At 39.4% G+C, this 25,054-nt stretch carries 27 protein-coding genes; 26 read left to right on the forward strand and 1 reads right to left on the reverse strand.

Translation table 11 applies throughout. From position 1 onward, the window contains the following. The first annotated feature begins 19 nt into the window (after nucleotides 1–19). The 22 genes from spoIIIAC (at nucleotide 20) to KHA88_RS02550 (ending at nucleotide 19,778) form a co-directional block, all read left to right on the forward strand. Complete coding sequence (gene spoIIIAC / locus KHA88_RS02445) at nucleotides 20–223, forward strand: stage III sporulation protein AC (RefSeq protein WP_213097343.1); 204 nt, start codon at nucleotides 20–22, stop codon at nucleotides 221–223. Nucleotides 224–247: 24 nt separating this feature from the next. Next, nucleotides 248–631 carry a stage III sporulation protein AD gene (gene spoIIIAD / locus KHA88_RS02450; protein ID WP_213097342.1) on the forward strand — a complete coding sequence of 128 codons (384 nt, stop codon included), beginning with the start codon at nucleotides 248–250 and terminating at the stop codon, nucleotides 629–631. Between the two features lie 28 nt (nucleotides 632–659). After that, nucleotides 660–1,847, forward strand: coding sequence for a stage III sporulation protein AE (gene spoIIIAE / locus KHA88_RS02455; protein ID WP_213097341.1), 1,188 nt, complete (start codon nucleotides 660–662; stop codon nucleotides 1,845–1,847). 12 nt (nucleotides 1,848–1,859) lie between these two features. Next, nucleotides 1,860–2,462, forward strand: a complete 603-nt coding sequence (gene spoIIIAF, locus KHA88_RS02460; protein WP_213097340.1) for a stage III sporulation protein AF — start codon at nucleotides 1,860–1,862, stop codon at nucleotides 2,460–2,462. Nucleotides 2,463–2,464: 2 nt separating this feature from the next. Continuing rightward, nucleotides 2,465–3,133 carry a stage III sporulation protein AG gene (gene spoIIIAG / locus KHA88_RS02465; protein ID WP_213097339.1) on the forward strand — a complete coding sequence of 223 codons (669 nt, stop codon included), beginning with the start codon at nucleotides 2,465–2,467 and terminating at the stop codon, nucleotides 3,131–3,133. Next, complete coding sequence (locus KHA88_RS02470; RefSeq protein WP_213097338.1) at nucleotides 3,133–3,666, forward strand: SpoIIIAH-like family protein; 534 nt, start codon at nucleotides 3,133–3,135, stop codon at nucleotides 3,664–3,666. The genes spoIIIAG and KHA88_RS02470 overlap by 1 nt, the downstream gene beginning before the upstream one ends. A gap of 196 nt (nucleotides 3,667–3,862) precedes the next feature. Further along, the gene (accB, locus tag KHA88_RS02475; RefSeq protein ID WP_213097337.1) at nucleotides 3,863–4,363 is read left to right on the forward strand and encodes an acetyl-CoA carboxylase biotin carboxyl carrier protein; all 501 of its coding nucleotides are present in this window, start codon (nucleotides 3,863–3,865) and stop codon (nucleotides 4,361–4,363) included. A gap of 12 nt (nucleotides 4,364–4,375) precedes the next feature. Next, entirely contained in the window at nucleotides 4,376–5,731 is a 1,356-nt protein-coding gene (gene accC, locus KHA88_RS02480; RefSeq protein ID WP_213097336.1) for an acetyl-CoA carboxylase biotin carboxylase subunit, read from the forward strand. A gap of 15 nt (nucleotides 5,732–5,746) precedes the next feature. Then, the gene (locus tag KHA88_RS02485; RefSeq protein WP_213097335.1) at nucleotides 5,747–6,163 is read left to right on the forward strand and encodes an Asp23/Gls24 family envelope stress response protein; all 417 of its coding nucleotides are present in this window, start codon (nucleotides 5,747–5,749) and stop codon (nucleotides 6,161–6,163) included. 52 nt (nucleotides 6,164–6,215) lie between these two features. Then, nucleotides 6,216–6,602, forward strand: a complete 387-nt coding sequence (gene nusB / locus KHA88_RS02490; protein WP_213097334.1) for a transcription antitermination factor NusB — start codon at nucleotides 6,216–6,218, stop codon at nucleotides 6,600–6,602. A gap of 29 nt (nucleotides 6,603–6,631) precedes the next feature. After that, a complete protein-coding gene (gene folD, locus KHA88_RS02495) occupies nucleotides 6,632–7,492 on the forward strand; it encodes a bifunctional methylenetetrahydrofolate dehydrogenase/methenyltetrahydrofolate cyclohydrolase FolD (protein ID WP_213121358.1) in 861 nt (286 codons plus the stop codon). Between the two features lie 99 nt (nucleotides 7,493–7,591). Further along, a complete protein-coding gene (xseA, locus tag KHA88_RS02500) occupies nucleotides 7,592–8,947 on the forward strand; it encodes an exodeoxyribonuclease VII large subunit (protein ID WP_213121724.1) in 1,356 nt (451 codons plus the stop codon). Then, entirely contained in the window at nucleotides 8,940–9,170 is a 231-nt protein-coding gene (gene xseB, locus KHA88_RS02505; RefSeq protein ID WP_213097331.1) for an exodeoxyribonuclease VII small subunit, read from the forward strand. Before xseA ends, xseB begins: the two co-directional genes overlap by 8 nt. Beyond that, entirely contained in the window at nucleotides 9,167–10,051 is an 885-nt protein-coding gene (locus KHA88_RS02510) for a polyprenyl synthetase family protein (RefSeq protein ID WP_213121359.1), read from the forward strand. The genes xseB and KHA88_RS02510 overlap by 4 nt, the downstream gene beginning before the upstream one ends. 692 nt (nucleotides 10,052–10,743) lie before the next feature. Further along, nucleotides 10,744–11,358, forward strand: a complete 615-nt coding sequence (locus KHA88_RS02515) for a hypothetical protein (protein ID WP_213097329.1) — start codon at nucleotides 10,744–10,746, stop codon at nucleotides 11,356–11,358. Between the two features lie 9 nt (nucleotides 11,359–11,367). Further along, nucleotides 11,368–13,260, forward strand: a complete 1,893-nt coding sequence (gene dxs / locus KHA88_RS02520) for a 1-deoxy-D-xylulose-5-phosphate synthase (protein ID WP_213097328.1) — start codon at nucleotides 11,368–11,370, stop codon at nucleotides 13,258–13,260. Nucleotides 13,261–13,266: 6 nt separating this feature from the next. Then, nucleotides 13,267–14,103, forward strand: coding sequence for a TlyA family RNA methyltransferase (locus KHA88_RS02525; protein WP_213097327.1), 837 nt, complete (start codon nucleotides 13,267–13,269; stop codon nucleotides 14,101–14,103). 136 nt (nucleotides 14,104–14,239) lie between these two features. Then, nucleotides 14,240–14,689, forward strand: a complete 450-nt coding sequence (gene ahrC, locus KHA88_RS02530) for a transcriptional regulator AhrC/ArgR (protein ID WP_213097326.1) — start codon at nucleotides 14,240–14,242, stop codon at nucleotides 14,687–14,689. A gap of 19 nt (nucleotides 14,690–14,708) precedes the next feature. Then, nucleotides 14,709–16,412, forward strand: coding sequence for a DNA repair protein RecN (gene recN / locus KHA88_RS02535; RefSeq protein ID WP_213121360.1), 1,704 nt, complete (start codon nucleotides 14,709–14,711; stop codon nucleotides 16,410–16,412). 169 nt (nucleotides 16,413–16,581) lie between these two features. Further along, entirely contained in the window at nucleotides 16,582–17,868 is a 1,287-nt protein-coding gene (gene spoIVB, locus KHA88_RS02540) for a SpoIVB peptidase (RefSeq protein ID WP_213121361.1), read from the forward strand. 275 nt (nucleotides 17,869–18,143) lie between these two features. Continuing rightward, nucleotides 18,144–18,929, forward strand: coding sequence for a sporulation transcription factor Spo0A (gene spo0A, locus KHA88_RS02545; RefSeq protein ID WP_213106839.1), 786 nt, complete (start codon nucleotides 18,144–18,146; stop codon nucleotides 18,927–18,929). 123 nt (nucleotides 18,930–19,052) lie between these two features. Then, the gene (locus tag KHA88_RS02550; RefSeq protein WP_213121362.1) at nucleotides 19,053–19,778 is read left to right on the forward strand and encodes a glycerophosphodiester phosphodiesterase; all 726 of its coding nucleotides are present in this window, start codon (nucleotides 19,053–19,055) and stop codon (nucleotides 19,776–19,778) included. Between the two features lie 61 nt (nucleotides 19,779–19,839). Here the strand turns inward: KHA88_RS02550 and KHA88_RS02555 are convergent, their stop codons facing one another. Beyond that, a complete protein-coding gene (locus KHA88_RS02555; protein ID WP_213097321.1) occupies nucleotides 19,840–20,076 on the reverse strand; it encodes a DUF2627 domain-containing protein in 237 nt (78 codons plus the stop codon). A 268-nt stretch (nucleotides 20,077–20,344) separates the two neighbouring features. Here KHA88_RS02555 and yqiS point away from each other — a divergent pair, with 268 nt between their 5' ends. The 4 genes from yqiS (at nucleotide 20,345) to lpdA (ending at nucleotide 25,021) form a co-directional block, all read left to right on the forward strand. After that, nucleotides 20,345–21,256, forward strand: a complete 912-nt coding sequence (gene yqiS, locus KHA88_RS02560; protein WP_213121363.1) for a phosphate butyryltransferase — start codon at nucleotides 20,345–20,347, stop codon at nucleotides 21,254–21,256. Nucleotides 21,257–21,275: 19 nt separating this feature from the next. Then, the gene (gene bcd / locus KHA88_RS02565) at nucleotides 21,276–22,373 is read left to right on the forward strand and encodes a Leu/Phe/Val dehydrogenase (protein ID WP_213097319.1); all 1,098 of its coding nucleotides are present in this window, start codon (nucleotides 21,276–21,278) and stop codon (nucleotides 22,371–22,373) included. Nucleotides 22,374–22,470: 97 nt separating this feature from the next. Then, nucleotides 22,471–23,604, forward strand: a complete 1,134-nt coding sequence (gene buk / locus KHA88_RS02570; protein WP_430413688.1) for a butyrate kinase — start codon at nucleotides 22,471–22,473, stop codon at nucleotides 23,602–23,604. Further along, on the forward strand, nucleotides 23,597–25,021 hold the full coding sequence (gene lpdA, locus KHA88_RS02575; protein ID WP_213121365.1) for a dihydrolipoyl dehydrogenase: 1,425 nt from the start codon (nucleotides 23,597–23,599) through the stop codon (nucleotides 25,019–25,021). The genes buk and lpdA overlap by 8 nt, the downstream gene beginning before the upstream one ends. Nucleotides 25,022–25,054 lie beyond the last annotated feature (33 nt).

Here is a 25,054-nt window from a genome sequence, read left to right on the forward strand (position 1 = left end):
TAGGAGGAAGTGAAATGTTATGGGTATAGATGTTGATGTCATCTTCAAAATAGCCGGAGTTGGAATTGTCGTAGCATTTCTCCACACCATTCTTGACCAGGTAGGGAAAAAGGAATATGCCCAATGGGTAACATTATTTGGTTTTATTTACATTTTATTTATGGTCGTATCAATCGTTGATAGTCTTTTCCAAAAGATTAAATCGGTTTTTTTATTCCAATGATAGGGGGAATCCGTCATCGCTATTTTGCAAATTGCCGGTATTGCCCTGATCACAACTTTTCTCGTACTCGTCATTAAAGAACAAAAGCCCACTTTTGCTTTCTTGCTTGTATTATTCACTGGCACTGGAATCTTTCTATTCCTAGTTGATCAAATTCAAAAAATAATTATGTTGATTGAAAATTTAGCAGCCAATGCCAATGTCAATATGATGTACGTAAAAACGATTTTAAAAATTATCGGTATTGCTTATATTGCTGAATTTGCCGCGCATATTAGCAAAGACGCCGGACTCGGTTCCATGGCTGCTAAGGTAGAGCTTGCCGGTAAGATATTAATATTGGCATTGGCTGTGCCCATTTTGACGGCCTTGGTTGAAACGATTATAGCTATGATGCCGGTAAGGTGAAAAGGGTTAACGGAACGGAGTGGACTATATGCGGCAATGGTTACAAATCCTAGTAGTATGCTTCTTATCATTAATCGGAACAGTCAATGTCCATGCTATGCAGCAAGAAAGCGCTCAGGAAGAACTAAATAATGATTATACGAATCGTTATATTGATGACTTAGGACTAGATGAATTAACACGATATTGGGATGCGATTGTAAACGAATATGGCAGCTATCTACCCGAAAGTCAACGGTCTACGCTACTTGAATTTGTAAAAGGGGACAAGTCTTTTTCCATTAAAGAATCTTTAAAAGGAATCATCGCTTTTGCCTTTCAGGAGTTAGCAATGAACGCAAAATTACTCGGCTCTCTGATGCTCCTTACGCTATTCAGTGTTTTCTTACAATCACTTCACAACGCCTTTGAACAAGGTGCAGTAAGCAGGGTGGCTTATGCTGTTATCTTTATGGTCCTCATTATTATCGCTTTAAACAGCTTCCGAGTAGCGGCTGATTATGCAATTGAATCAATTGATACGATGAGCCAATTTGTTTTTGCGCTACTCCCATTGTTACTTGCCCTCATTGCATCATCGGGTGGGGTGGCTTCATCTGCGTTTTTTCATCCAATTATTGTCTTTCTAGTAAATATAAGTGGCATGATCATCAAGAATGCTGTCCTTCCGCTTTTATTTCTTTCAATGCTTTTAAGTATTACAAGCACTTTGAGTGGCCAATTTAAAGTCTCTCAACTATCCGGATTATTAAAAAAAGCTAGCATAGGCATTCTTGGTGCCTTTATCACTATTTTACTCGGTGTTATTTCGGTGCAGGGAGTAGCTTCTGCTGTTGCAGACGGGGTGGCAATCAAGACAGCAAAGTTTGTAACAGGAAATTTTATACCGGTAGTAGGAAGGATGTTCACAGACGCAGCAGATACAGTGTTAACAGCCTCGATGCTGTTGAAGAATACTGTGGGCATTGCCGGTGCTGGCATCGTATTGATGATTGCCGCTTTTCCTGCAATGAAAATATTAGTCATTTCCTTAATTTATAAGCTGGCAGCCGCTCTATTGCAACCGCTTGGAGATGGACCCGTAATCGAGTGTCTTGATGCAGTTAGTAAAAGCATGATGTATGTATTTGCTTCACTTGCGATCGTTTCATTCATGTTTTTTATTAGCATTACGATTATTATTACATCCGGCAATATCACGATGATGATTAGGTAAGGAGGAAGCAGATTGGGAGTATTAAGTGAGTGGATTGTAAATATTATTATATTCTTGCTCCTAGCCATGATCATCGACATGATATTGCCGAATTCAAATATAAAGAAGTATGCCAAGCTTGTAACAGGATTATTGCTAATGGCGATCATCATTACGCCAATCTTTAAAATCATGTCTACTGATTTTGAAGAAGTACTCGCTTCTTTCACGATCAACCTGGAAAGTGATGAACAATTTCAAGAGAATTTACTAGAAACGAAAAAAAAAGAGATACAAGCTTCAACACATGCATATATATTAGAGCAAATGGCTGTCCAGATGAAAGTAGAAGTGGAAAAGGAGTTGATGGAGAAGTATAGAATGGCAATTGCAAGCATTCAACTTACCGCTGAAGCGGATATCGAACCAACAAATGATCAACTTCAAAGAGTTATCGTTCATATTGAGCCTAGTGAAGAAGACGTAGCAGCAATCAAACCAGTCAATATTAATATAAGGGAAAATGTAAAAAGCGATCATACATCCGACTATGAAACAATTAGAGCTATGCTGTCTGCTCGATGGGAAATCACAGAAACGATTATAGAAATTGTTCCGAGCGGAGGAGCCGAATAATTATGATTAATAAAAACGGACCCCTTGATTGGATAAAAAACAAATTTGGAGCTAATACAAATGCACCTCCCGAAAAAAACAGCGTAAAGCTTTATTACCTAATTATTTTGCTTGTTCTAGGTGTTGTTTTTATGATGTTGGGAAGCTTTTGGAAAGGTGATAGTGGTAATCAAACGACAGAAGTTTTTAATAATCAGAACAATGATATAGACAGTACGGAAACATTTGGTCAAAAAAAGCTAGACAAGAAGGACGGAATGAAAGATTTTGAAAATCAATACGAGAATCAGCTAAAAGAGGCATTGGAGGAAATTGTTGGTGTTACCAGTGTTACAGTAGTTGTTAATGTTGAGTCTACAGAACGAAAAGTGTTTGAAAAAAACACCACCTTAAAAAACCAAACGACAAGTGAGGAAGATAAAGAAGGTGGAACTAGAAAGATTGAAGATCAATCAAAGGAAGATGAGCTGGTTATTATTCGGGATGGTGAAAAAGATGTTCCAGTCACTTCTGAAACAAGAAAACCCGAAATAAAAGGAGTACTCATAGTAGCGGGAGGAGCTGAGAACATTCAAGTAGAAAAATGGATTAGAGAAGCGGTAACTAGAGTTTTGAACGTGCCTAATCATAAGGTTGCAGTTTTGCCCAAAAAATCAAAGGGGGATTCCTAATGCTGTTAAAAAAGCAAACAGTTTGGCTTTTAACTATGTTAAGTCTTGTCGTTGTCTTATCCGTTTACTATGTTACATCAGATACGAGTGTAAAGGATCTAGCGGCCATTGGGAAGGACGAACCAGCGGCTGGAAATGATATGAGTGATAAGGATCTAAAAGTCCTAACCGAAGCTGCCGGCGATGAAGTTTTTGAAACAGCACGCATAAGCTTGCAAGATAAGCGAGGCAAGCAAATAGAGGATATGACAACTGAATTGGCCTCTAATGAATTGACCGTAGAGGAGAAACAACAGCTATACGCCGAAATGAAGGAAGTTACAGATGTTGAAATGAAAGAAAAAACAATTGAAAGTGCAATTAAAAGTTTAGGGTATAGTGATGCACTTGTAAAGGTTGAAAACGGAGAGGTAAATGTTACAGTCAAAACATCTGAGGATCATTCTCGCTCTCAAGCTGTACAAATATTAAAGCTTGTGAGAGAAGAAGTAGGAACAAATATGGTTGCCGTAGTTGATTTTCAAAAGAAATAAAGGAAAGACGGGAGGCAAGTAAAGTGCCTTTCCGTCTTTTTTTGATTTTGACTTTTTCCATAAAAACTCCTGAAAATGCTGACATTAGTCCTATTCTTAAAAAGAATCCCGTCTGTTTATGGTCCAGCGTTGAATTCTTATGAGGTATTATATTATGATATTAGCAGCTACTGATAAATTTTAAGGAGTGTCATCCATGTTAAAAGTACAAGAAATTCGTGAAATAATAAAGCTAATCAATCAATCTGATATTGAAGAATTCGTTTATGAGCATGAAGGATCTAAAATTGAATTGAAAAAACGTTCTGCGGCTCAAGCACTGCCGAATCCGCCAGTTAACCCGCAAGTACAACCTGTACTGGTCCAACAAGCACCTATCCAACCAGCTGTAGAAACTCCAGTATCAGCTCCTGTGAAAGTGGAAGATTCACAACCTGCTATTGAAGCTACTGATCATTTGCATAAAATTACTTCACCGATGGTAGGTACATATTACCAATCTTCATCTCCTGATAATCCAGCTTATGTTGAGGTTGGATCCGAAGTAAAACAAGACACAGTAGTATGTATTGTTGAAGCAATGAAGCTATTTAACGAGATTGAAGCTGAAATTGAAGGAGAAATTGTGGAGGTCCTTGTTAAAAACGGACAACTAGTAGAGTACGGACAACCATTATTTTTAGTGAAGCCTAGATAAGGAGCAAAATGCATGATTAAAAAACTATTGATCGCAAACAGGGGAGAAATTGCTGTCCGAATAATAAGGGCATGTAAAGAGATGGATATTGAAACTGTGGCAGTATATTCAGAGGCTGATAAAGAGGCGCTTCATGTACAGCTAGCAGACGAAGCGTATTGCATCGGCCCGAAAACATCTAAAGAAAGCTATTTAAATACCGCGAATGTCATTAGCGTTGCTAAGCTGACAGATTGTGATGCCATCCATCCTGGATATGGATTTTTAGCTGAGAACGAAGACTTTGCTGAGCTATGCCGCGTATGTAATATTATTTTTGTTGGCCCTAGCCCAGAAGCTATATCCAAAATGGGAACGAAGGATGTCGCACGTGAAACGATGAAAGCTGCAGGAGTACCAATTGTCCCAGGTTCAAATGGGATCATTAAAGATATCGATGAAGCAATCAGCCTTGCCGAAAAGATTGGCTATCCGGTTATTATTAAAGCTACAGCTGGTGGAGGCGGTAAAGGAATTCGTGTTGCTAGAGACGAAGAAGAATTAATTAAAGGAATTAATATTACACAACAAGAAGCATTAACTGCATTTGGCAATCCGGGTGTATATATAGAAAAATATATTGAAGATTTCCGCCATGTTGAAATACAGATAATTGGTGACAATTACGGAAATGTCGTTCACCTAGGTGAACGGGATTGCAGCATTCAAAGGCGCCTTCAAAAATTAATCGAAGAAACGCCATCCCCTGCTATCGATTCGGAAATGAGAGAGGAAATGGGTGATGCCGCTGTCAAAGCTGCCAAAGCGGTTGACTACACAGGTGCTGGAACAATTGAGTTTATTTACGACTACCGTAATCGCAAGTATTATTTTATGGAAATGAATACCCGCATTCAGGTGGAACATCCGATTACAGAAATGGTCACAGGGGTAGATTTAATAAAAGAGATGATTAATGTTGCTTCAGGTGAGCCGCTTTCCATCTCACAGGATGAAATCCAGTTTAATGGTTTTTCAATTGAATGCAGGATTAATGCCGAAAATCCAGAGAAAAACTTTATGCCATCAGCAGGCAGGATTGATATGTATTTACCACCGGGTGGATATGGTGTCCGTGTTGATTCAGGAGCATATCCTGGCTATACAATCCCTCCATACTACGATTCGATGATTGCCAAGGTCATTTCTTATGGGGCAACCCGAGAGGAAGCCATTGCAAGAATGAAACGAGCTCTTGAAGAATTTATAATCGAAGGCGTTAAAACCACTATCCCATTTCATTTGAATTTACTGGATCACGAAACTTTCATAAGCGGTGATTTTAATACAAAGTTTCTTGATATCCACGATGTAATGAACCCAAAATAAGCGGAGGTGTTTTAAATGGAAGAAAATTTGAACATGCTTGAAATGACACAGGAACATGGTCACAGTCATGGTAAAATTGAAATCGCACCAGAGGTTATCGAAGTAATCGCTGGTATTGCTGCTTCAGAAGTAGAAGGTGTTGCTCAAATGCGTGGTAATTTTGCTACTGGAGTAGTTGAACGCCTGGGGAAAAAGAACCATGGTAAAGGTATAAGAGTTGAGCTCACGGATGAAGGAATAAAAGTGGATGTATATTGCTTAATGAACTTCGGTGTTTCAATTCCTACTGTGGCTCAAAAGGTTCAAGATAATATTCGCCAAACCTTAAGCAATATGACTGCCCTTGAAGCGGAGGAAGTAAATATCCATATTGTAGGGGTTGCATTTGAAAATCAAAAGCAAGAAAGTAACTATGAATTCGATGAGCAATGATAGGGGAGTCAGAGGGATTACCTCTGACTTTTGTGAGTAAAGGAGTTTTTACATGAAAAGAAGAGTTGCGCGCGAAAAAGCTTTACAAGCTTTATATCAAATTGATGTAAGCGGCGCAAAACCAGCGGAAGCACTAGAATATGTTTTGGACGAAGAGAAGACGGACTTGTTCCTGCAAAAATTGATTGAAGGAACCATTGAAAATGTAGCTGACATTGATAAAGAGATCTCAAAGCATCTAGAACATTGGTCAATAGACAGGCTGGCTAAAGTTGATTTAAATATCTTACGAATCGGTGTTTATGAGATTATGTTTAGTGAGGGTGTTCCACAAAATGTGGCAATCAACGAAGCTGTCGAGATTGCTAAACGATTCGGTGATGAGAAATCAAGTAAATTTATCAATGGAATTTTATCTAAAGTAAAAGGTGAAGGATAAGAACGTTTCGTTTTACGGGGGGAAATGCAATGACAGCAAAAATAATTGACGGCAAAGAAATATCAGCTAAAATCCGAAAAGAATTGGAACAAGAAGTATCAGCTCTTACCGAAGCAGGGATAAAGCCAGGCCTTGCTGTTATTTTAGTTGGTAATAATCAGGCTTCACGCACATACGTTACATCGAAACAGAAGAGCTGTAAAGCAATTGGTATGGAATCGCTATTAATTGAGCTTCCTGAGGATGTGGAAGAACAAATTCTATTAAACAAAATAGCTGAGTTAAATAGTCAAAACGATATTCATGGCATCTTAGTGCAATTACCGCTTCCTCCACATATTTCTGAAGAGAAAGTGATTGAGACCATTTCACCTAGTAAAGATGTAGATGGATTTCATCCAGTCAATATCGGTAAAATGATGACTGGACAGGATACATTTTTGCCATGCACTCCATTTGGGGTAATGCAAATGTTAAAGCATGAACAAATAGCTGTCGCAGGAAAACATGCTGTCATTGTCGGCAGAAGTAATATAGTCGGAAAGCCTGCAGGCCAATTACTATTAAATGAAAATGCTACTGTCACTTATTGTCATTCGAAAACGCCGGATCTCGCCTCTTTTACGAAAAAGGCAGATATCCTTGTTGCTGCAGTAGGCAGAGCAAAAATGATCACCGCTGACTATATAAAAGATGGGGCAGTCGTCATTGATGTCGGTATGAACCGTGATGAAAACGGAAAACTTTGTGGTGATGTTGATTTTGAACAAGCCTCCCAAAAAGCAGGATTTATAACACCTGTTCCAGGTGGAGTAGGCCCAATGACGATTACAATGTTGTTATACAATACAGTTAAATCGGCAAAAAATGTTCTTAACAATCGCAATTGAGTTCAGAAAATAGTAAAATAAATATATAACCTACAAGAAAAGCTGTCATCCCATTAATAGTTGGGTGCAGCTTTTCTTTCTGAACAGAAGGTGAAGTTATTGAAGAGTCCACAATATTTAACGATTCAAGCATTAACGAAATATATTAAGCGGAAATTTGATGCTGATCCCCATTTGTCAAACGTCTTTGTGAAAGGTGAGATTTCCAATTTCAAAAGGCATTCCAGCGGGCATATGTATTTCACTTTAAAAGATGATAAGGCTAGAATAATGGCAGTTATGTTTTCAGGAGCAGCAAGATCAATGAAATTTGTTCCCGAAAATGGGATGAATGTTCTCGTAAGAGGAAGCATAGCAGTGTATGAATCGAGCGGCCAATATCAAATGTACATACAGGAAATGCAGCCGGACGGAATTGGGGAATTATTTTTAGCTTATGAACAGTTGAAAGAAAGGCTAGAACGTGAGGGATTGTTTCATCCTGAGCGCAAAAAAACCATCCCAGTTTATCCTAAAAGAATTGGAATCATTACCTCCCCGACAGGTGCGGCGATACGGGACATCATAACGACCATTAAACGGAGATACCCCATTGGTAAAATTTATATATTTCCTGCTTTAGTTCAGGGACAACAAGCCTCCAAATCAATTGCAGCCGCGATTAAAAAAGCTAATGATCTTTCAGCAGCGGATGTACTCATAGTCGGAAGAGGAGGGGGCTCAATCGAAGAGCTATGGGCATTTAACGAGGAAGAAGTGGCAAGAGCCATATTCCATTCCGATATTCCGGTCATTTCAGCAGTAGGGCACGAAACTGATTTTACGATTGCAGATTTTGTCGCAGATATAAGGGCGGCTACTCCAACAGGTGCAGCCGAACTTGCTGTTCCACATATCGAGGAATTAATGGAACGTCTACTCAATCGAAAAAATCGCTTGTTCCGAGGAATGGCTGAAATCACAAAAGGGAAAAGAGGAAAATTGGACTTTTTAGAACGTTCCTATATTTTCCGTAATCCAAATAAATTATACGAGCAAAAATGGGAAAAGGTTGATAGGATAACGGAAAGGATGCAGCAAGGTCACGAAAAACTGTTCCAACGAAGATTGAGCGAATTCCAGCTGTTACAAAAAACGCTGGCGCGTCACCACCCGGCTATGAAACTTGAAATGAGTAAAGAAAGATTCAAACGGGTAAAGCACCAGCTAACTCAGCAGACGCGGTCTGTATTGAAAGGTAAATCAAGGGAGTTTTCAGGGAAAGTAGCTACATTAGAAGCATTAAGTCCACTAAACATTTTACGCAGGGGATTCAGTGCAGCCTATACAGAAGAGGGAGTTTTATTAAAAAGCGTAAAGCAAAGCAATCCGGGAGAAACATTACAATTGCAGGTTACAGACGGTCGTTATTATTGTACGATTGATCATATTGAAAAAGGTGATAACAATGAATGAAAATCTTACTTTCGAAGAAGCGATGGATCAGTTGGAAGTGATTGTGCAGCGGCTTGAGGAAGGTGATATTCCGCTGGAAGAGGCTTTAGATATATACAAAAAAGGAATGGAGTTATCTAAACTCTGTCATGATAAATTGAAAAATGCTGAAGAACAGCTAACAAAAGTTTTAACTGACGATGGAGAGGAGGATTTTCATCTACAAGAGGAGGGGCGAGATTGACGGCTTATTTTGAAGAATTTATAAGTAAATATAAAAAAATCCTTGAGACGGAGTTGGCGACTGCTATCGATAAGCTAGAAGCACCTTTAACTTTAAAAGATGCGATGGCCTATTCGCTAAAGGCTGGGGGGAAGCGAATCCGCCCACTGCTACTATTTGCTGCCATTGATGCCTTTGGGGAAAAACCAGAAACTGGCTTACAAACTGCAATTGCTCTCGAGATGGTCCATACATATTCACTAATACATGACGACCTTCCAAGTATGGATGATGATGATTTACGACGTGGAAAACCAACCAATCATAAAGTGTTCGGTGAAGCAATGGCGATTTTAGCTGGTGACGGTCTTTTGACCTATAGCTTTCAGCTTATCGCCAATGATCCCTATTTAGATAGTGACAAAAAAATCCGGCTGCTACATTTGCTATCGAAAAGCGCCGGTCCTGAAGGAATGGTTGGTGGTCAGGTGGCAGATATTCAGGCCGAAAACCGAAACTTGAAGATAGCCGATTTAGAATATATTCACAACCATAAAACAGGCAGGCTCCTGACATTTAGTGTAATGGGAGGCGCGATAATAGGAGGGGCTACAGAACTGGAGCTTACTCTCTTAGAGAAGTTCTCCGGTCATCTTGGGCTCGCTTTCCAAATTAGTGATGATATCCTTGATGTTGAAGGTGATGAAGGTATTATTGGGAAACCGATCGGAAGCGATAATGGCAAATTAAAGTGCACATACCCTTCCCTCCTTTCACTAGAAGGTGCCAAGACCCATTTAAGTTCCCATATTGAAGAGGCTAAACATTGTTTAGCGCAAACAAATCTGAAAACAGATTTACTTGAAAATCTTACTGAACTAGTTGCTGGTCGTGACCGATAGTAAATCAACTGTGGGGCCATATTGATGAAAGGCTTGAAATATGGTATAATTTTTGCAGATTGTTGGATGGTGCAGTATTCTAGTCAATCTACCGGTTTTGAAGGTGGGCCTAAAAATCCACTAAAGGGCACATCGATGAAGTTCCTTGTTCCGGCTTGAGGCGCCCAGCCTTGGGTCGGAGCTGGGAGTAAAGGTGTAAGGGCGATCCACAAAGGCATGTGGGCGTTGACCCTTTACCGCGGAGGCTTCGTATGTTTCGGCTAGCTTAAAGCATATGCACGAATGGCGAAGTATAGACCTGTGACGTGATGAGGGCATCACTAGCAGCGTAGCCTGCCTTGAGTGAAATCTGAGGGGATTATGGTTATAAGAGCTCAGTTCGGTTGGCCATCGTTCTGTTTTCTTCAGTCCATATGAAATCGGTTTTGCAAAAGAGGCTAGGAACCTGGTTAAAGGTTGTTGAGGAAATCTCCTAGACTGTTCCAACGGACATAAATTGGGGATTATAGTGCGGACTAAGTGGTAATCCAGTCTGACAGCTGGTGACACTGTCAAGACAGGTTTAAAGGGAAACCGCCGGTATGGCGACATCCGGTACCTGCCTGGGAAAACCTACTGGACCTAAGCCGTAATTTTTACTCTTTTTATGACCATCCAATATTACTTATGGAAAAATGGTGAATCACTCATATATGAAAGAAATTATAAACAAATCAATTAAATGGAGTATCAGTATTGCCGTTATCACTTTTGTGTTAGCGGCTATTTTTTCAATTATCTCTAATGGAGTCTTACATGGTGTTTCCTGGTCTTTTGGACTGCTCGTAGTTCTATTTATTGTCCTTGTCGGAATCTTTTTTGATATGATAGGTATTGCCTCGACTGCGGCAGATGAAACTCCTTTTCATTCCATGGCAGCTAGAAAAGTATATGGAGCAAAGCATTCTATAAGAATTATTAGGAATGCCGACCGTTTTGCCAGCTTTTGCAATGATGTGATTGGAGATATTTCCGGAATCATCAGTGGTACTGCGGGAGCGTTGGTCATTATTCAACTCGCGAAGAGTATGGATATATCAAATAGCTCACCTTTAGAATATGGTATAAATGTCGGTCTGACGAGTTTAATCGCGGCAATCACAGTCGGGGGAAAAGCATTTGGCAAATCTTTTGCGATCAAATACTCACGGGATATTATCTTTCAAGTGGGGAAAGTGTTACAATTCCTTGAGGATAAATTTCATCTATCTATAATAAAGGACAATAAGAAAAAAAAGACGAAGCAAAAATCCAAGAAACGAAAGTGAGTGGTCCTTATGGATCTATTATCAATTAAAGACCCTTCATTTCTAAAAAAAATGAATAACGCTGAACTTGAAGGATTAAGCGAAGATATCCGCAAATTCCTCATTGAAAACCTATCCGTTACTGGTGGACATATTGGTCCGAATTTAGGAGTCGTAGAATTAACGCTTGCCCTTCATAAGTGTTTTGACAGTCCGAAAGATAAGATTCTTTGGGATGTTGGTCACCAATCATATGTTCATAAAATATTAACGGGAAGAGCTGGTCAATTTAATAGCCTCAGACAGTATAAAGGTTTATGTGGCTTCCCAAAAATGTCTGAAAGCGAACATGACGTTTGGGAGACTGGACATAGTTCCACATCATTGTCGGCCGCGATGGGAATGGCGATTGCGAGGGATATAAAGGGTGAATCATCTTTTGTTGTTCCAGTCATCGGAGACGGAGCCCTGACAGGCGGAATGGCGTTGGAAGCATTAAATCATATTGGACATGAACAAAAGAATATGATCGTTCTGTTAAACGACAATGAGATGTCAATCGCACCAAACGTTGGAGCTTTGCACAATGTGCTTGGCAAGCTGCGGACTGCCGGTAAATATAAATGGGCAAAAGATGAGCTTGAATATTTATTAAAGAAAATACCAGCCGTGGGAGGCAAACTTGCGTCAACGGCCGAACGGGTTAAGGACAGTCTTAAATACTTACTCGTTTCAGGTGTATTCTTTGAGGAATTAGGCTTTACGTATTTGGGACCGGTAGACGGTCATGATTTTGAAGATTTATTTGAAAATCTTCAATATGCAAAGAAGACGAAAGGTCCTGTCCTTTTACATGTCATTACAAAAAAAGGAAAAGGCTATAGTCCAGCTGAAGATGATAAAATCGGTACATGGCACGGCACTGGGCAGTACAAAATTGAAACCGGTGCATTAATAAAATCAGTAAATACTGCTCCTTCGTGGAGTGCTCTTGTGAGTGAAACGGTTAGAAGGTTAGCCCGGGAAGATGAGCGTATTGTTGCCATTACGCCTGCTATGCCTGTTGGATCAAAGCTTGAGAATTTTGCAGAGGAATTTCCGGAGAGAATGTATGATGTCGGCATTGCAGAACAGCATGCAGCAACAATGGCTGCAGGACTAGCTTCCCAAAAAATGAAGCCGTTCCTTGCGATTTATTCGACATTCCTGCAAAGAGCCTACGACCAAGTACTTCATGATATAAGCAGACAAAATTTAAATGTATTTCTCGGTGTTGATCGGGCGGGTCTTGTTGGTGCGGACGGTGAAACACATCAAGGTGTTTTCGATGTTTCCTTTTTACGTCATTTGCCAAATATGGTTTTAATGATGCCAAAAGATGAAAATGAAGGTCAACATATGGTTTATACCGCGATTAACTATAATGATGGTCCGATAGCTATGAGATTCCCGCGCGGAAACGGGTACGGAGTGCCAATGGATAGTCAGCTTAAAGAAATTCCAATTGGAACTTGGGAGATCTTAAAAAAAGGAAAAGATGCAGCTATTCTTACTTTTGGTACGACCATTCCAATGGCATTGGAAGCTGCACATTTATTAGAAAAGCAAGGTGTATCAGTTCAAGTCGTGAACGCGAGATTTATTAAGCCACTCGATGAGGAAATGCTGCATGATATTTTCCAGAGTAGGCTGCCAGTCTTGACGATTGAAGAAGCTGTCCTACAGGGTGGGTTTGGAAGTGCTGTCCTGGAATTTGCCCATGATCAAGGATATCAAAATGTAGAAATTGATCGCATTGGAATACCAGACAAATTCATCGAGCATGGAAGCGTAAAAGAACTATTGAAAGAAATTGGCTTGACGACGGAAAATATTGTAGCAAAACTAACTTCAATGCTTCCGGAAAAGAAAAAGAGGGCGTAAAAGAAGATGAAGCCAAAGAAACAAAGACTTGATATTTTATTAGTGGAGAGAGGCCTCTCCGAAACACGTGAAAAGGCAAAACGTGCGATCATGGCAGGTATTGTTTTCTCAAATGAAACAAGGCTTGATAAACCTGGTGAAAAGGTAAATGAAGATATTCCTTTACATATTAAAGGAAATGCTTTGCCATATGTCAGTCGTGGTGGTCTAAAGCTTGAAAAAGCTTTGAAAGAGTTCCCTGTATCCGTTGAGGGAAAAGTATTATTAGATATTGGTGCATCTACCGGTGGATTCACAGACTGTGCCCTGCAAAATGGTGCAAAAATGTCCTATGCTCTTGATGTAGGCTACAATCAGCTTGCATGGAAGCTGAGACAAGATGACCGAGTCGTTGTAATGGAAAGAACGAATTTCCGTTATGTAGAGCCAGTTCATCTGGAAAAGGGAATGCCTAATTTTGCTACGATAGATGTCTCATTTATTTCTTTGACGTTAATTCTGCCGGTTCTCAGGAATCTGCTTACTGCAGGAAGTGATGTCATTGCTTTAATCAAACCGCAATTTGAAGCAGGTAAAAATCAAGTTGGAAAAAAGGGTATTGTAAGAGAAGCAAAAATACATGAAGAAGTAATTACGAAAATTAAGGATTTCTCTATTGCCCAAGGTTATGATGTATTAAATCTATCATATTCACCCATTACCGGGGGAGAAGGGAATATCGAATTTTTAATTCATCTTCAATGGCCAGGAAAACTAATCGAACAACTAGGTACTAATAAATTATCTGTTGAAATTGATGACGTTATAAAAGAAGCCCATTCAAAATTAAAAAGTACAAAATAAAGGCAATCCATCTTGGATTGCCCTTTTACGTTAGTATGATTATAATCATTGTATAAACAAGTATAAAAATACAACATCAGCAAAAAACTCTCAAAAAGAAGTGTATATTTTTATACATATAAAAGGTGGGTAAACAATGACTAAGGGTCAGCGCCATATCAAAATACGTGAACTAATCGGTACGAAAGAAGTTGAAACACAGGATGATTTGGTGGATCAGTTAAAGAGCGAAGGATTCAATGTAACTCAAGCAACAGTATCCCGTGATATAAAGGAGCTTCATCTAGTAAAGGTTCCTTTACCTGATGGCCGCTATAAGTACAGTTTGCCAGCTGATCAGCGATTTAATCCACTCCAAAAATTAAAGCGTGCTCTCACAGACTCATTTGTGGCGATAGATAATGCTCAAAATTTGCTTGTTATGAAGACTCTTCCCGGTAATGCCCAGGCTGTTGGTGCCCTAATTGATCATCTTGATTGGCAAGAAATAATGGGCACAATATGCGGTGACGATACATGTCTAATCATATGCAGAACAAATGAAGACGCAGTTTCTGTAAATGAAAAATTTATTGATATGCTGTAAGGAAGTGAGGAGAAATACCTTGTTGCAAGAACTATCAATTAAAAATTTCGCTATCATCGATCAAATATCTGTTTCTTTTGATAAGGGATTGACGGTTTTAACAGGAGAAACCGGCGCGGGAAAATCCATCATTATCGATGCACTCCATTTACTTGTCGGCGGACGTGGCTCTTCGGAGTTTGTTCGCCATGGAGAGAAAAAGGCGGAGATTGAGGGCTTATTTTATATAGATCGTGACCACCCATGTAAAAAAAGGGCAATTGAATTTGGTATTGATATTGAAGAAGGCATGATTATCCTAAGGCGTGATATTTCCGCTAGCGGTAAAAGTGTTTGCAGAGTTAACGGCAAACTTGTCACCATATCTGTTCTTCGTGAAATAGGCAGTACACTTATCGATATACACGGTCAGCATGAACACCAAGAGTTAATGGATGAAACGATGCATCTTTCATTACTTGACCAATTTGGAAAAAAAGATATTGCCAAAGCAATGCAAAATTATCAGGAAGTTTATACAGAATATGACCAAGCAATAAAACAGATTAAGCAATTAAGCGAAAATGAGCAGCAAATGGCACATCGTCTTGATCTGCTTCAATTTCAACTTCAAGAAATTCAAAAGGCCGATTTAAAGATAGATGAAGATCATTTATTAACAGAGGAAAGAAGACGGCTAGGTAATTTCGAAAAAATATTTGATGCGATTAAATCTAGCTATGAAGGACTCCAAGGAGAGCAGCGTGGACTTGATTTCATTAGCCACACAATGGGGCATCTTGAAACGGCGGCAGAATTAGATGAAAAATACTCTCCGATATTTGATACGGTCGCAAATAGTTATTATCTTTTAGAAGATACGGTTGCTACCTTAAGAAATGAGCTTGAACTACTTGAGTTTGATCCTCTCCGTTTGAATGAAATTGAAACGCGTTTAAATGAAATCAATCAATTGAAAAGAAAATACGGCTCATCTGTAGAAGAAATCCTGGAATACAGTGCGAAAATTGAAGAAGAAATTGAAATGATCGTAAATCGAGACGTGCGAATTGGAGAATTACGCTCCAAGCTTTCATCACTAGAAGAAGATTTAAAGCTAGAAGGAAAGCAACTAAGCTTGATAAGGAAAAAATGGGCTGCTAAATTGGCAAAATCAATTCACAGGGAATTAAAAGAGCTGTATATGGATAAAACTGTTTTTGAACCAAGGTTTGTTTTAGATGCAGATCATAATCCCGATTTTAAAAAAGATGGCATGGATGAAGTAGTCTTTTATATATCGACAAATCCTGGTGAGCCGTTGAAGCCATTGTCGAAAGTCGCCTCAGGTGGAGAATTATCAAGAATGATGCTTGCGCTTAAGACAATTTTTTCTAAACACCAAGGTGTAACGTCGATTATTTTTGATGAAGTGGATACCGGTGTAAGCGGAAGAGTGGCTCAAGCAATTGCTGAGAAGATTCACCAAGTATCGATGGATTCTCAAGTGCTTTGTATTTCTCATCTCCCCCAAGTCGCAGCTATGGCGGACACTCATCTCTTTATTTCAAAAGAAACCGTTTCTGGAAGAACGAGAACAAAGTTAACGACTTTAAGTAAGCAAGAAAAAGTCAAAGAAATTGGAAGAATGATTTCTGGTGTGGAAATCACGGATTTGACGAAGAAGCATGCAACCGAACTGCTGGAAATTGCTTCTACCCTTCGAAAAGCGAAAGCGCCTTGAAGGAAGAGCAGTAATTAAACAAAAAATCTAAGTCGAAATAATATACTTCTTTCTTTTTAGAAAAGCTATCCTTCATTGGAGAGCTTTTTTCCTCGCTTCCACTTATAAATGCTGCTGAAGGAGGCTAAATTATAGGTGTGGGCTAGAAAGCGAGGAGAGTGAACAGAAAATGTATGAGCAGTTAAGAAAGATAACGGGTGGAATTCTCCTTGTTTCACTTTTAATGCTTAGTGTTTATAAGCCTTTTCAACAATATATTCAAATTCCAAATAGTATTACGTTGTTTGAAGGACAGGAACAATCAATTGCGAAAGCAAGCGCTGTCTCCGTATTTAATCCTTCATCAAGTGAAAATATTGGTTTTCAAGAAAGTGAGCAAGCGATTTCCTTACAAGGAAAATTTGCAGGCAAAGACAAGTTAATTTTGGAAATTGCAGGTTTTCCCGTTAAACAAGTTGACGTTAATGTATTGAAAAATTTTAAAATTCAACCAGGCGGGCAATCAATTGGAGTAAAGTTAAATACTTTGGGAGTGCTCGTTGTTGGACACCATTTAGTATCAGCAAATAACGGTAAATTATCTCCTGGTGAAGCTGCAGAAATAAAAGTTGGAGATATTATTACGAGCATTAATGGCAAAAAAATCAACAATATGGCAGATGTAGCGCCATTTGTGGATGAGGCTGGGAAAAAAGGAAAGCCATTAGCACTTTCAATTCAAAGAGGGACAGAAAAATTTGAAACATCACTTCAACCTCTGTTGGATCAAAAGGAAAAAGCATATAAATTAGGGCTATATATTCGTGATTCAGCAGCTGGGATCGGGACCATGACCTTTTATGATCCGAAATCAAAAAAATATGGTGCATTAGGTCATGTTATTTCTGACATGGATACGAAAAAGCCAATTGTTGTAGAAGACGGACAAATTGTGAAATCAACTGTTACTTCAATAGAAAAGGGAAAGAATGGTGCTCCTGGTGAAAAACTCGCCCGCTTTTCCTCAGATCGCGAAGTAATCGGTAATATTACAACAAACAGTCCTTTTGGGATTTTTGGTAAATTACATCAAAAGATTTCCAATGGGGTTTTTGATAAGCCGATGCCAATTGCTTTATCCAACCAGGTAAAAGAAGGGCCCGCACAAATATTGACTGTTGTAGACGGTAATAAGGTTGAGGCTTATGATATTGAAATTGTCAGTACAATTCCACAAAAATTTCCAGCTACAAAGGGAATGGTCCTGAAAGTGGTGGATTCAACATTACTGAGTAAAACAGGCGGAATTGTTCAAGGGATGAGCGGAAGCCCCATTATTCAAAATGGGAAAATAATTGGTGCAGTCACCCATGTGTTTGTCAACGATCCTACTTCAGGATATGGCGTCCATATTGAATGGATGCTTCACGAAGCAGGAATTAATATTTATGAAAAAACTGCTGAAAAAGCAAGCTGAGGGCATAATTTAGCCCTCTTTTTTTTATTTAAAGCGTAATGATTTCAAAAATGTGGTAAGATGAAAATAAAGAATATTCGACAATCGGCCTAATCTTATCGAAAATAGTCGAAAAACGGAGTATTTTAAAGGAATTAGAAGAAAACGTAAGTTTATTTATTTGTTTTGAAAAAAATTAAAGGAATTTCACCCTCTTTGGCGTATTTATCTGTTAGAATAACATTAATTAATAGGAATAATTTTGAATATTTGGGACCTGAGGAGGAAATGAAACAGTGAAGAAAATAAAAGTCTGTATTGTTGATGATAATCGAGAGCTTGTAGGGTTGTTGGATGAATATATTTCGTCACAAGAAGATATGGAAGTAGTAGGGACAGCCCATAATGGCCAAGACTGCATACGGTTACTTGAAGAAACATCGCCTGATGTTCTAATATTAGATATTATTATGCCTCATTTAGACGGCCTTGGCGTACTTGAGCGACTTCGTGAAACAAGCAACATACGTTTCCCGAATGTCATCATGCTAACAGCATTTGGACAGGAAGATGTCACAACTAAGGCAGTTGAACTAGGTGCTTCTTATTTCATTCTCAAACCATTCGATATGGAACACCTCACAAATCACATTCGTCAAGTAAGTGGCAAAACTCATCAAACAAAGAGAGTTTCTTCACCTGTCAGAAACCATGCAGATAATAAACCTCGAAATTTAGAAGCAAGCATAACATCAGTTATTCACGAAATCGGCGTCCCCGCTCATATTAAGGGATATCTTTATTTGAGAGAGGCCATTTCTATGGTTTATAATGATATTGAATTGCTTGGGTCGATTACAAAAGTGCTATACCCGGATATCGCTAAAAAATTTAACACAACAGCCAGCCGCGTTGAGCGAGCGATTAGGCATGCAATTGAAGTAGCTTGGAGTCGTGGAAATGTTGATTCGATTTCGTCTTTGTTTGGCTACACCGTTAGTATGTCAAAAGCCAAGCCGACAAACAGCGAATTCATCGCAATGGTTGCTGATAAGCTTCGCTTGGAACATCAGGCTTCATAAATATTTTATTTAAGCAGAGAGGCTGTCCCAGACGAAATTTTGGGATAGCGTCTTTTTTTTGTTATCGCACTTCGTTTTATACAAGGATATGATGGTAATATATTGTTACAGGTGGTGACAAAAATGACACTCGTGATCGCACATAGAGGTTCAGCTGGGACTCATCCTGAAAACACGATGGACGCATTTATCGCAGCTAAAGAGTACGGAGCGGATGGAATAGAGCTGGATGTCCATTTGACACTAGACGGTGAGATAGCAGTCATTCATGATAGTACGGTTGATCGAACAACAAATGGCACCGGGAGTGTTAAAGATTTTACGCTTTCCGAGTTAAAAGAATTGAAAGCTAACTATCACTATAAACATTTTTTTAAACGAGCATCTAGAGTTCCTACGCTTCTTGAAGTGTTTGAATGGATGGCTGGGAATAATTTAATTTGCAATATTGAATTGAAAAATAATGAAATTTCTTATGAGGGGCTTGAAGAAAAAGTAATTGCCCTCATTAAAAAATTTCGATACGAAAAACGGATTTTGATTTCATCATTTAATCACTATTCGCTTGTATATGTTAGGAAGCTTTGTCCTGAATTAGAGACAGCCCCATTATATAAAGATATAATATATAAGCCTTGGGAATACGCCAAGTCTATAAATTCAAGCGGCATTCATCCAAAGTTTACTGCAGTATCCGATACCATTATTAAAGCGACGCTTGACCATGGAATTGCGGTCAGACCGTATACAGTCAATAAAGAACGTGAAATGAAAAGACTATTCCAATTAAATTGTTCAGCGATTATTACGGATTATCCTGAAAAAGCTGTAAAATTAAGAGGGAAATAAGGAATGCGAATCGTCGGGTGCTGCGATTAGACAAAAAAAGATCTGCCGTTTCGGCAGATCTCTAACGTTTTCGAAACCGTTCCTGTACTTTGTTTCGTTTTCGGTCCCGGTGCAATATAAAACCTGCAATAAAACCTAATCCCAATATGAAAAACAAGAATCCAGCCATAAACTGCATCCAAAGTATTGGAAAAGGGCTTTGCAGTACACCAAACAACATATCGCGCATTAATTTAATACCATAGCCCGCTAGAATGCCGGGAATTAATAATAAGATGAGTGCAATGATTCGTCCCATAGTCGTCTCCTTTAATCTTGCTAAAAAAAATCATATACTATGGGTATGATTTGTCAAGAATCTGGCTTTTCGCTACAATGAAGTGGAATAGAATTACATTATCATCATAGAGGTGTATTCCATGCATTATATAAGGGTAATTTTAAATATTTATACCGGTAGAAATATGAAGAGCTAAAAATCACAAAATTAAAGCGCTTCCACCAGCGGTTAAGAGTTAAATAAACCTTCTTGGAAACACTGAAAGTAAAGGGGTTGAAGCCCGAGTATGAAACTTGACAAAATATTGGAAAAGTCCGTAAATACAAATGCTACAGTTGCAATTGCCGCAGCTGAAGATCCTGAACTGTTAAGCGTTGTAGCGGAGGCTGCAGAAAGAAATATGGCTAATTTTATATTATTTGGAAACCATGATGCCTTGGAAGCCATTATAGATTCACACCGACCATGGCTTAAGAACAGTGGTAAAATCCAAATTTTTCATGCTGTCGACAGTACGGATGCCGCAAAACTAGCAGTTGAGTCAGTTAAAAACAAAAAAGCTGATATCTTGATGAAAGGCAATGTTCCAACAGCGACTTTATTGAAAGCTGTTCTACATAAGGAACTCGGACTTCGTACCGGGAGAGTGCTATCCCATGTTGCCGTATTTGAAGTCGAAGGTTATGACCGGTTAATCACTGTTACCGATGCGGCAATGAACCTTCAGCCAAATCTTGAACAAAAACAACAAATTATACATAATGCCGTTCAAATAGTAAAATCAATTGGAGTTGATATTCCAAAGGTTTCCTTAATCGCTGCGGTTGAGGTGGTAAATCCAGCTATGCAAGCCACCTTGGATGCAGCTGTTTTAACCCAAATGAACCGTCGTGGGCAAATAACGGGATGCAATATTGATGGACCTCTTGCGCTGGATAATGCTATCTCCATCCATGCTGCCAAACAGAAAGGGATCGAAAGCGATGTTGCCGGGAAAGCCGATATTTTGCTAGTCCCTAATATAGAATCGGGAAATGTTCTTTATAAGTCTTTAATATATTTTGCCAATGCAAAAGTTGGTGCAATAATAGCAGGCGCAAAAGCTCCAATTGTCCTAACATCCAGGGCTGATAGCGCGGAAAGTAAAGTATATTCATTAGCACTTGCAATTTGTGCTGCACAGAACAAACAAAGCTGAAATTGGAGGAATCATACACATGAGAATATTTGAATATATGACAAATTACGATTACGAACAATTATTATTTTGCCAAGATGAACAATCAGGATTAAAAGCGATTATTGCCATCCATGATACTACCCTTGGTCCGGCCCTTGGCGGAACACGCATGTGGACATATGAGAGCGAAGAGGCTGCAATTGAGGATGCACTTCGTTTAGCCAGAGGCATGACATATAAAAACGCTGCTGCTGGATTGAATCTTGGTGGAGGAAAAACAGTTATTATCGGTGATCCAAAAAAAGATAAAAACGAGGAAATGTTTAGGGCTTTTGGTCGTTTTATCCAAGGCCTGAACGGTCGCTACATAACTGCAGAAGATGTAGGAACAACAGTGGAGGATATGGATTTAATTCATGAAGAAACGAATTTTGTGACAGGCATCTCTCCAGCTTTTGGTTCCTCGGGAAATCCTTCTCCAGTTACCGCATATGGCTGCTACGTTGGAATGAAAGCAGCCGCAAAAGAAGCCTTTGGATCCGACTCGCTCGAAGGGAAAAGAGTGGCTGTTCAGGGAGTGGGAAATGTCGCTTTTGAACTTTGTCGTTATTTACATGAAGAGGGCGCACAGTTAATTGTTACAGATATTAATAAAGAAGCAGTCAATCGTGCGGTAGAGGCATTTGATGCAAAATCCGTCAATCCCGATGAAATCTATGCGGTGGAAGCTGACATCTTTGCACCATGTGCCTTGGGCGCAGTTGTAAATGACGAGACGATTCCCCAATTTAAGGTGAAAGTGATTGCTGGTTCCGCTAATAATCAATTAAAAGAAACAAAGCATGGCGACCTTATTCATGAAATGGGGATTGTGTATGCGCCGGATTATGTAATCAATGCCGGGGGAGTTATTAACGTAGCTGATGAATTATATGGATACAATAAAGAACGTGCATTAAAAAGAGTTGAATCTATCTATAGTAATGTTGCAAAAGTAATTGAAATATCTAAGCGCGATGGTATCCCAACATACGTGGCTGCTGACCGTATGGCGGAAGAACGAATCGAAAAAATGCGGAAGTCCCGGAGCCAGTTCCTGCTCAATGATAAACATATATTGACGAACCGGATTTAATTTTATGTGAAAGATTTAGGGAGAACGCCTAAAGGCGTTCTTCCTGTGTGATGCAGCAAATTCTTGCTATAAAGAAACTTGGCATAAAGGCAAGAAAATGGAGGTAACCATTTTGCAAAAAGACAATTTTCAGATTCTTGTTATCAATCCCGGGTCAACATCCACCAAAATCGGCGTTTTTGCAAATGAGGTACCAATTGTAGAAAAAACGATCCGTCATGAATCAAGTATGATCAATTCTTTCAAAAAGATGATTGATCAATACGGATTTAGAAAAGAGACCATTTTAAATGCATTGAAAGAGGAAGGGGTGAATCTTTCCGAATTAGATGCAATTTGTGGACGTGGAGGGCTTCTTCGGCCAATCGAAGGCGGTACATATTCGGTAAACGAGCAAATGCTGATAGATTTAAAAAAAGGCTACGCGGGACAGCATGCATCCAATTTAGGGGGGATAATCGCCCATCAAATTGCATCAGAATTACATATTCCAGCTTTTATTGTCGATCCCGTTGTAGTAGATGAACTTCAACCAATTGCTCGTATATCAGGTTCTTCCTTATTTGAACGAAAAAGTATTTTCCATGCTTTAAATCAAAAAGCAGTTGCTAGGAGAGTAGCAAATCGTCTTGGAAAAAAATATACAGATTTACAGTTGATCATCGTCCATATGGGCGGAGGGATAACGGTAGGGGTACATAAGCATGGTAAAGTCATTGATGTGAATAATGGCTTGCATGGAGAAGGCCCATTCAGCCCGGAGCGAGCTGGGACTGTTCCAGTCGGGGACTTGATCTCCCTTTGTTACTCCGGAAAGTATTATTTAGATGAAATCACGAAGAAGCTTGTGGGACAAGGTGGACTTGTAGCCTACCTTGGAACAAATGATGCTTTAAAAGTAGAGACCATGATTGCCAATGGAAATGAAAGGGCAAAATTAGTTTATGATGCCATGGCCTATCAGGTAGCAAAGGAAATTGGGTCTGCAAGTGCGGTTTTACAAGGAAACGTCGATGCAATCATTTTAACCGGGGGTCTGGCCTACGGGAAAGAATTTGTAAATGAAATCAAAAGTTACATTAGTTGGATAGCAGATGTGATTGTTGAGCCCGGAGAAAATGAACTTCAAGCACTTGCTGAAGGAGCACTTCGCATTTTAAAAGGAGAAGAACGAGCGAAGGACTATCCTGGCAAGGCAATTTTAAAAGAACGGAGAGATGATATTGGCTGAAGAATATGATTTAGTTATCCTTGGAGGGGGCACAGGGGGATATGTAGCCGCAATTCGTGCTTCGCAGCTTGGTCTGAAAACAGCGATAGTTGAGAAGGATAAGCTTGGAGGAACATGTCTTCATAAGGGGTGTATCCCCAGCAAAGCTCTTCTCAGATGTGCTGAAGTTTTTTCAGTCGCTAAACGCAGTGATGAATTTGGTGTCATTACAAATGATGTGAGCCTAAATTTTGCAAAAGTCCAAGAAAGAAAAACTGGCATTATTAATCAGCTTCATAAAGGTGTACAACATTTGATGAAACAAGGGAAAATTGATGTGTATGATGGATTTGGCAGAATCTTAGGCCCGTCGATATTTTCCCCGATGCCGGGAACAATTTCTGTTGAAATGACGAATGGCGAAGAAAATGAAATGTTAATACCGAAAAATGTTATTATTGCTACGGGCTCACGTCCCCGAACTTTGCCAGGATTGGAAATTGATGGATCCACTGTCCTCACATCCGATGAAGCTCTTGAGATGAGCGAGCTGCCAAAGTCGATTATAATCGTAGGTGGCGGAGTAATTGGCATTGAGTGGGCATCCATGCTATCAGATTTTGGGGTCGAAGTAACGGTAGTGGAATACGCTGATCGAATTATTCCAACAGAAGACAAAGAGATTTCTCAAGAGCTTAAGCGAATTTTTAAGAAAAAGGGAATTGGTATAGTAACAAGCGCGAAAGTTTTACCAGAATCTCTCGAGAAAGAAGCAGGAAAAGTTACCATTTCCGCTGAAATAAAAGGGAAGACACAAACATTTTCAGCAGAAAAAATTCTTGTTTCGGTGGGGAGAGAAGCTAACACTGAAAATATCGGGCTTCAAAATACTGACATCGTCCTAGAAAAGGGTTATATTCAAGTCAATTCCCATTTACAGACGAAAGAGTCTCATATATATGCTATTGGAGATGTGATCGGTGGATTGCAGCTAGCCCATGTTGCATCACATGAAGGAATAAAGGCCGTTGAACATATAACTGGCATCAAATCAGAGCCAATAACATACGAAAATGTTTCAAAATGTATATACAGCCATCCTGAAGCGGCAAGTGTTGGCTTTACAGAAGAGGAAGCGAAAGAAAAGGGATATCACGTGAAAATCGGCAAATTTTCATTTAGAGCGATTGGAAAAGCGCTCGTTTTCGGAGATGCAGACGGTTTTGTTAAAATCGTTGCTGATGAAAAAACAAATGATATCCTTGGTGTTCATATGATTGGTCCTCATGTAACGGATATGATTTCCGAAGCAGGACTGGCCCGTGTATTGGACGCTACTCCGTGGGAAGTCGGGAATACTATCCACCCTCACCCAACTTTAAGTGAAGCAATAGGTGAAGCAGCCTTGGCAGTTGATGGTCTGTCAATCCATTCATAATCGGCTTAAACTAGAACCGAATCGGGAGGGATT

The sequence above is a fragment of the Lederbergia citrea genome (assembly GCF_018343525.1).
Lineage (GTDB): Bacteria > Bacillota > Bacilli > Bacillales > Bacillaceae_C > Lederbergia > Lederbergia citrea.

Coding starts and splice junctions, on each gene's coding strand:
- spoIIIAC (WP_213097343.1), top strand. CDS start 20: ATGGGTATAGATGTTGATGTCATCTTCAAAATAGCCGGAGTTGGAATT.
- spoIIIAE (WP_213097341.1), top strand. CDS start 660: ATGCGGCAATGGTTACAAATCCTAGTAGTATGCTTCTTATCATTAATC.
- spoIIIAG (WP_213097339.1), top strand. CDS start 2,465: ATGATTAATAAAAACGGACCCCTTGATTGGATAAAAAACAAATTTGGA.
- KHA88_RS02470 (WP_213097338.1), top strand. CDS start 3,133: ATGCTGTTAAAAAAGCAAACAGTTTGGCTTTTAACTATGTTAAGTCTT.
- accB (WP_213097337.1), top strand. CDS start 3,863: ATGTTAAAAGTACAAGAAATTCGTGAAATAATAAAGCTAATCAATCAA.
- accC (WP_213097336.1), top strand. CDS start 4,376: ATGATTAAAAAACTATTGATCGCAAACAGGGGAGAAATTGCTGTCCGA.
- KHA88_RS02485 (WP_213097335.1), top strand. CDS start 5,747: ATGGAAGAAAATTTGAACATGCTTGAAATGACACAGGAACATGGTCAC.
- nusB (WP_213097334.1), top strand. CDS start 6,216: ATGAAAAGAAGAGTTGCGCGCGAAAAAGCTTTACAAGCTTTATATCAA.
- folD (WP_213121358.1), top strand. CDS start 6,632: ATGACAGCAAAAATAATTGACGGCAAAGAAATATCAGCTAAAATCCGA.
- xseB (WP_213097331.1), top strand. CDS start 8,940: ATGAATGAAAATCTTACTTTCGAAGAAGCGATGGATCAGTTGGAAGTG.
- KHA88_RS02515 (WP_213097329.1), top strand. CDS start 10,744: ATGAAAGAAATTATAAACAAATCAATTAAATGGAGTATCAGTATTGCC.
- dxs (WP_213097328.1), top strand. CDS start 11,368: ATGGATCTATTATCAATTAAAGACCCTTCATTTCTAAAAAAAATGAAT.
- KHA88_RS02525 (WP_213097327.1), top strand. CDS start 13,267: ATGAAGCCAAAGAAACAAAGACTTGATATTTTATTAGTGGAGAGAGGC.
- ahrC (WP_213097326.1), top strand. CDS start 14,240: ATGACTAAGGGTCAGCGCCATATCAAAATACGTGAACTAATCGGTACG.
- spoIVB (WP_213121361.1), top strand. CDS start 16,582: ATGTATGAGCAGTTAAGAAAGATAACGGGTGGAATTCTCCTTGTTTCA.
- KHA88_RS02550 (WP_213121362.1), top strand. CDS start 19,053: ATGACACTCGTGATCGCACATAGAGGTTCAGCTGGGACTCATCCTGAA.
- KHA88_RS02555 (WP_213097321.1), bottom strand. CDS start 20,076: ATGGGACGAATCATTGCACTCATCTTATTATTAATTCCCGGCATTCTA.
- yqiS (WP_213121363.1), top strand. CDS start 20,345: ATGAAACTTGACAAAATATTGGAAAAGTCCGTAAATACAAATGCTACA.
- bcd (WP_213097319.1), top strand. CDS start 21,276: ATGAGAATATTTGAATATATGACAAATTACGATTACGAACAATTATTA.
- buk (WP_430413688.1), top strand. CDS start 22,471: ATGGAGGTAACCATTTTGCAAAAAGACAATTTTCAGATTCTTGTTATC.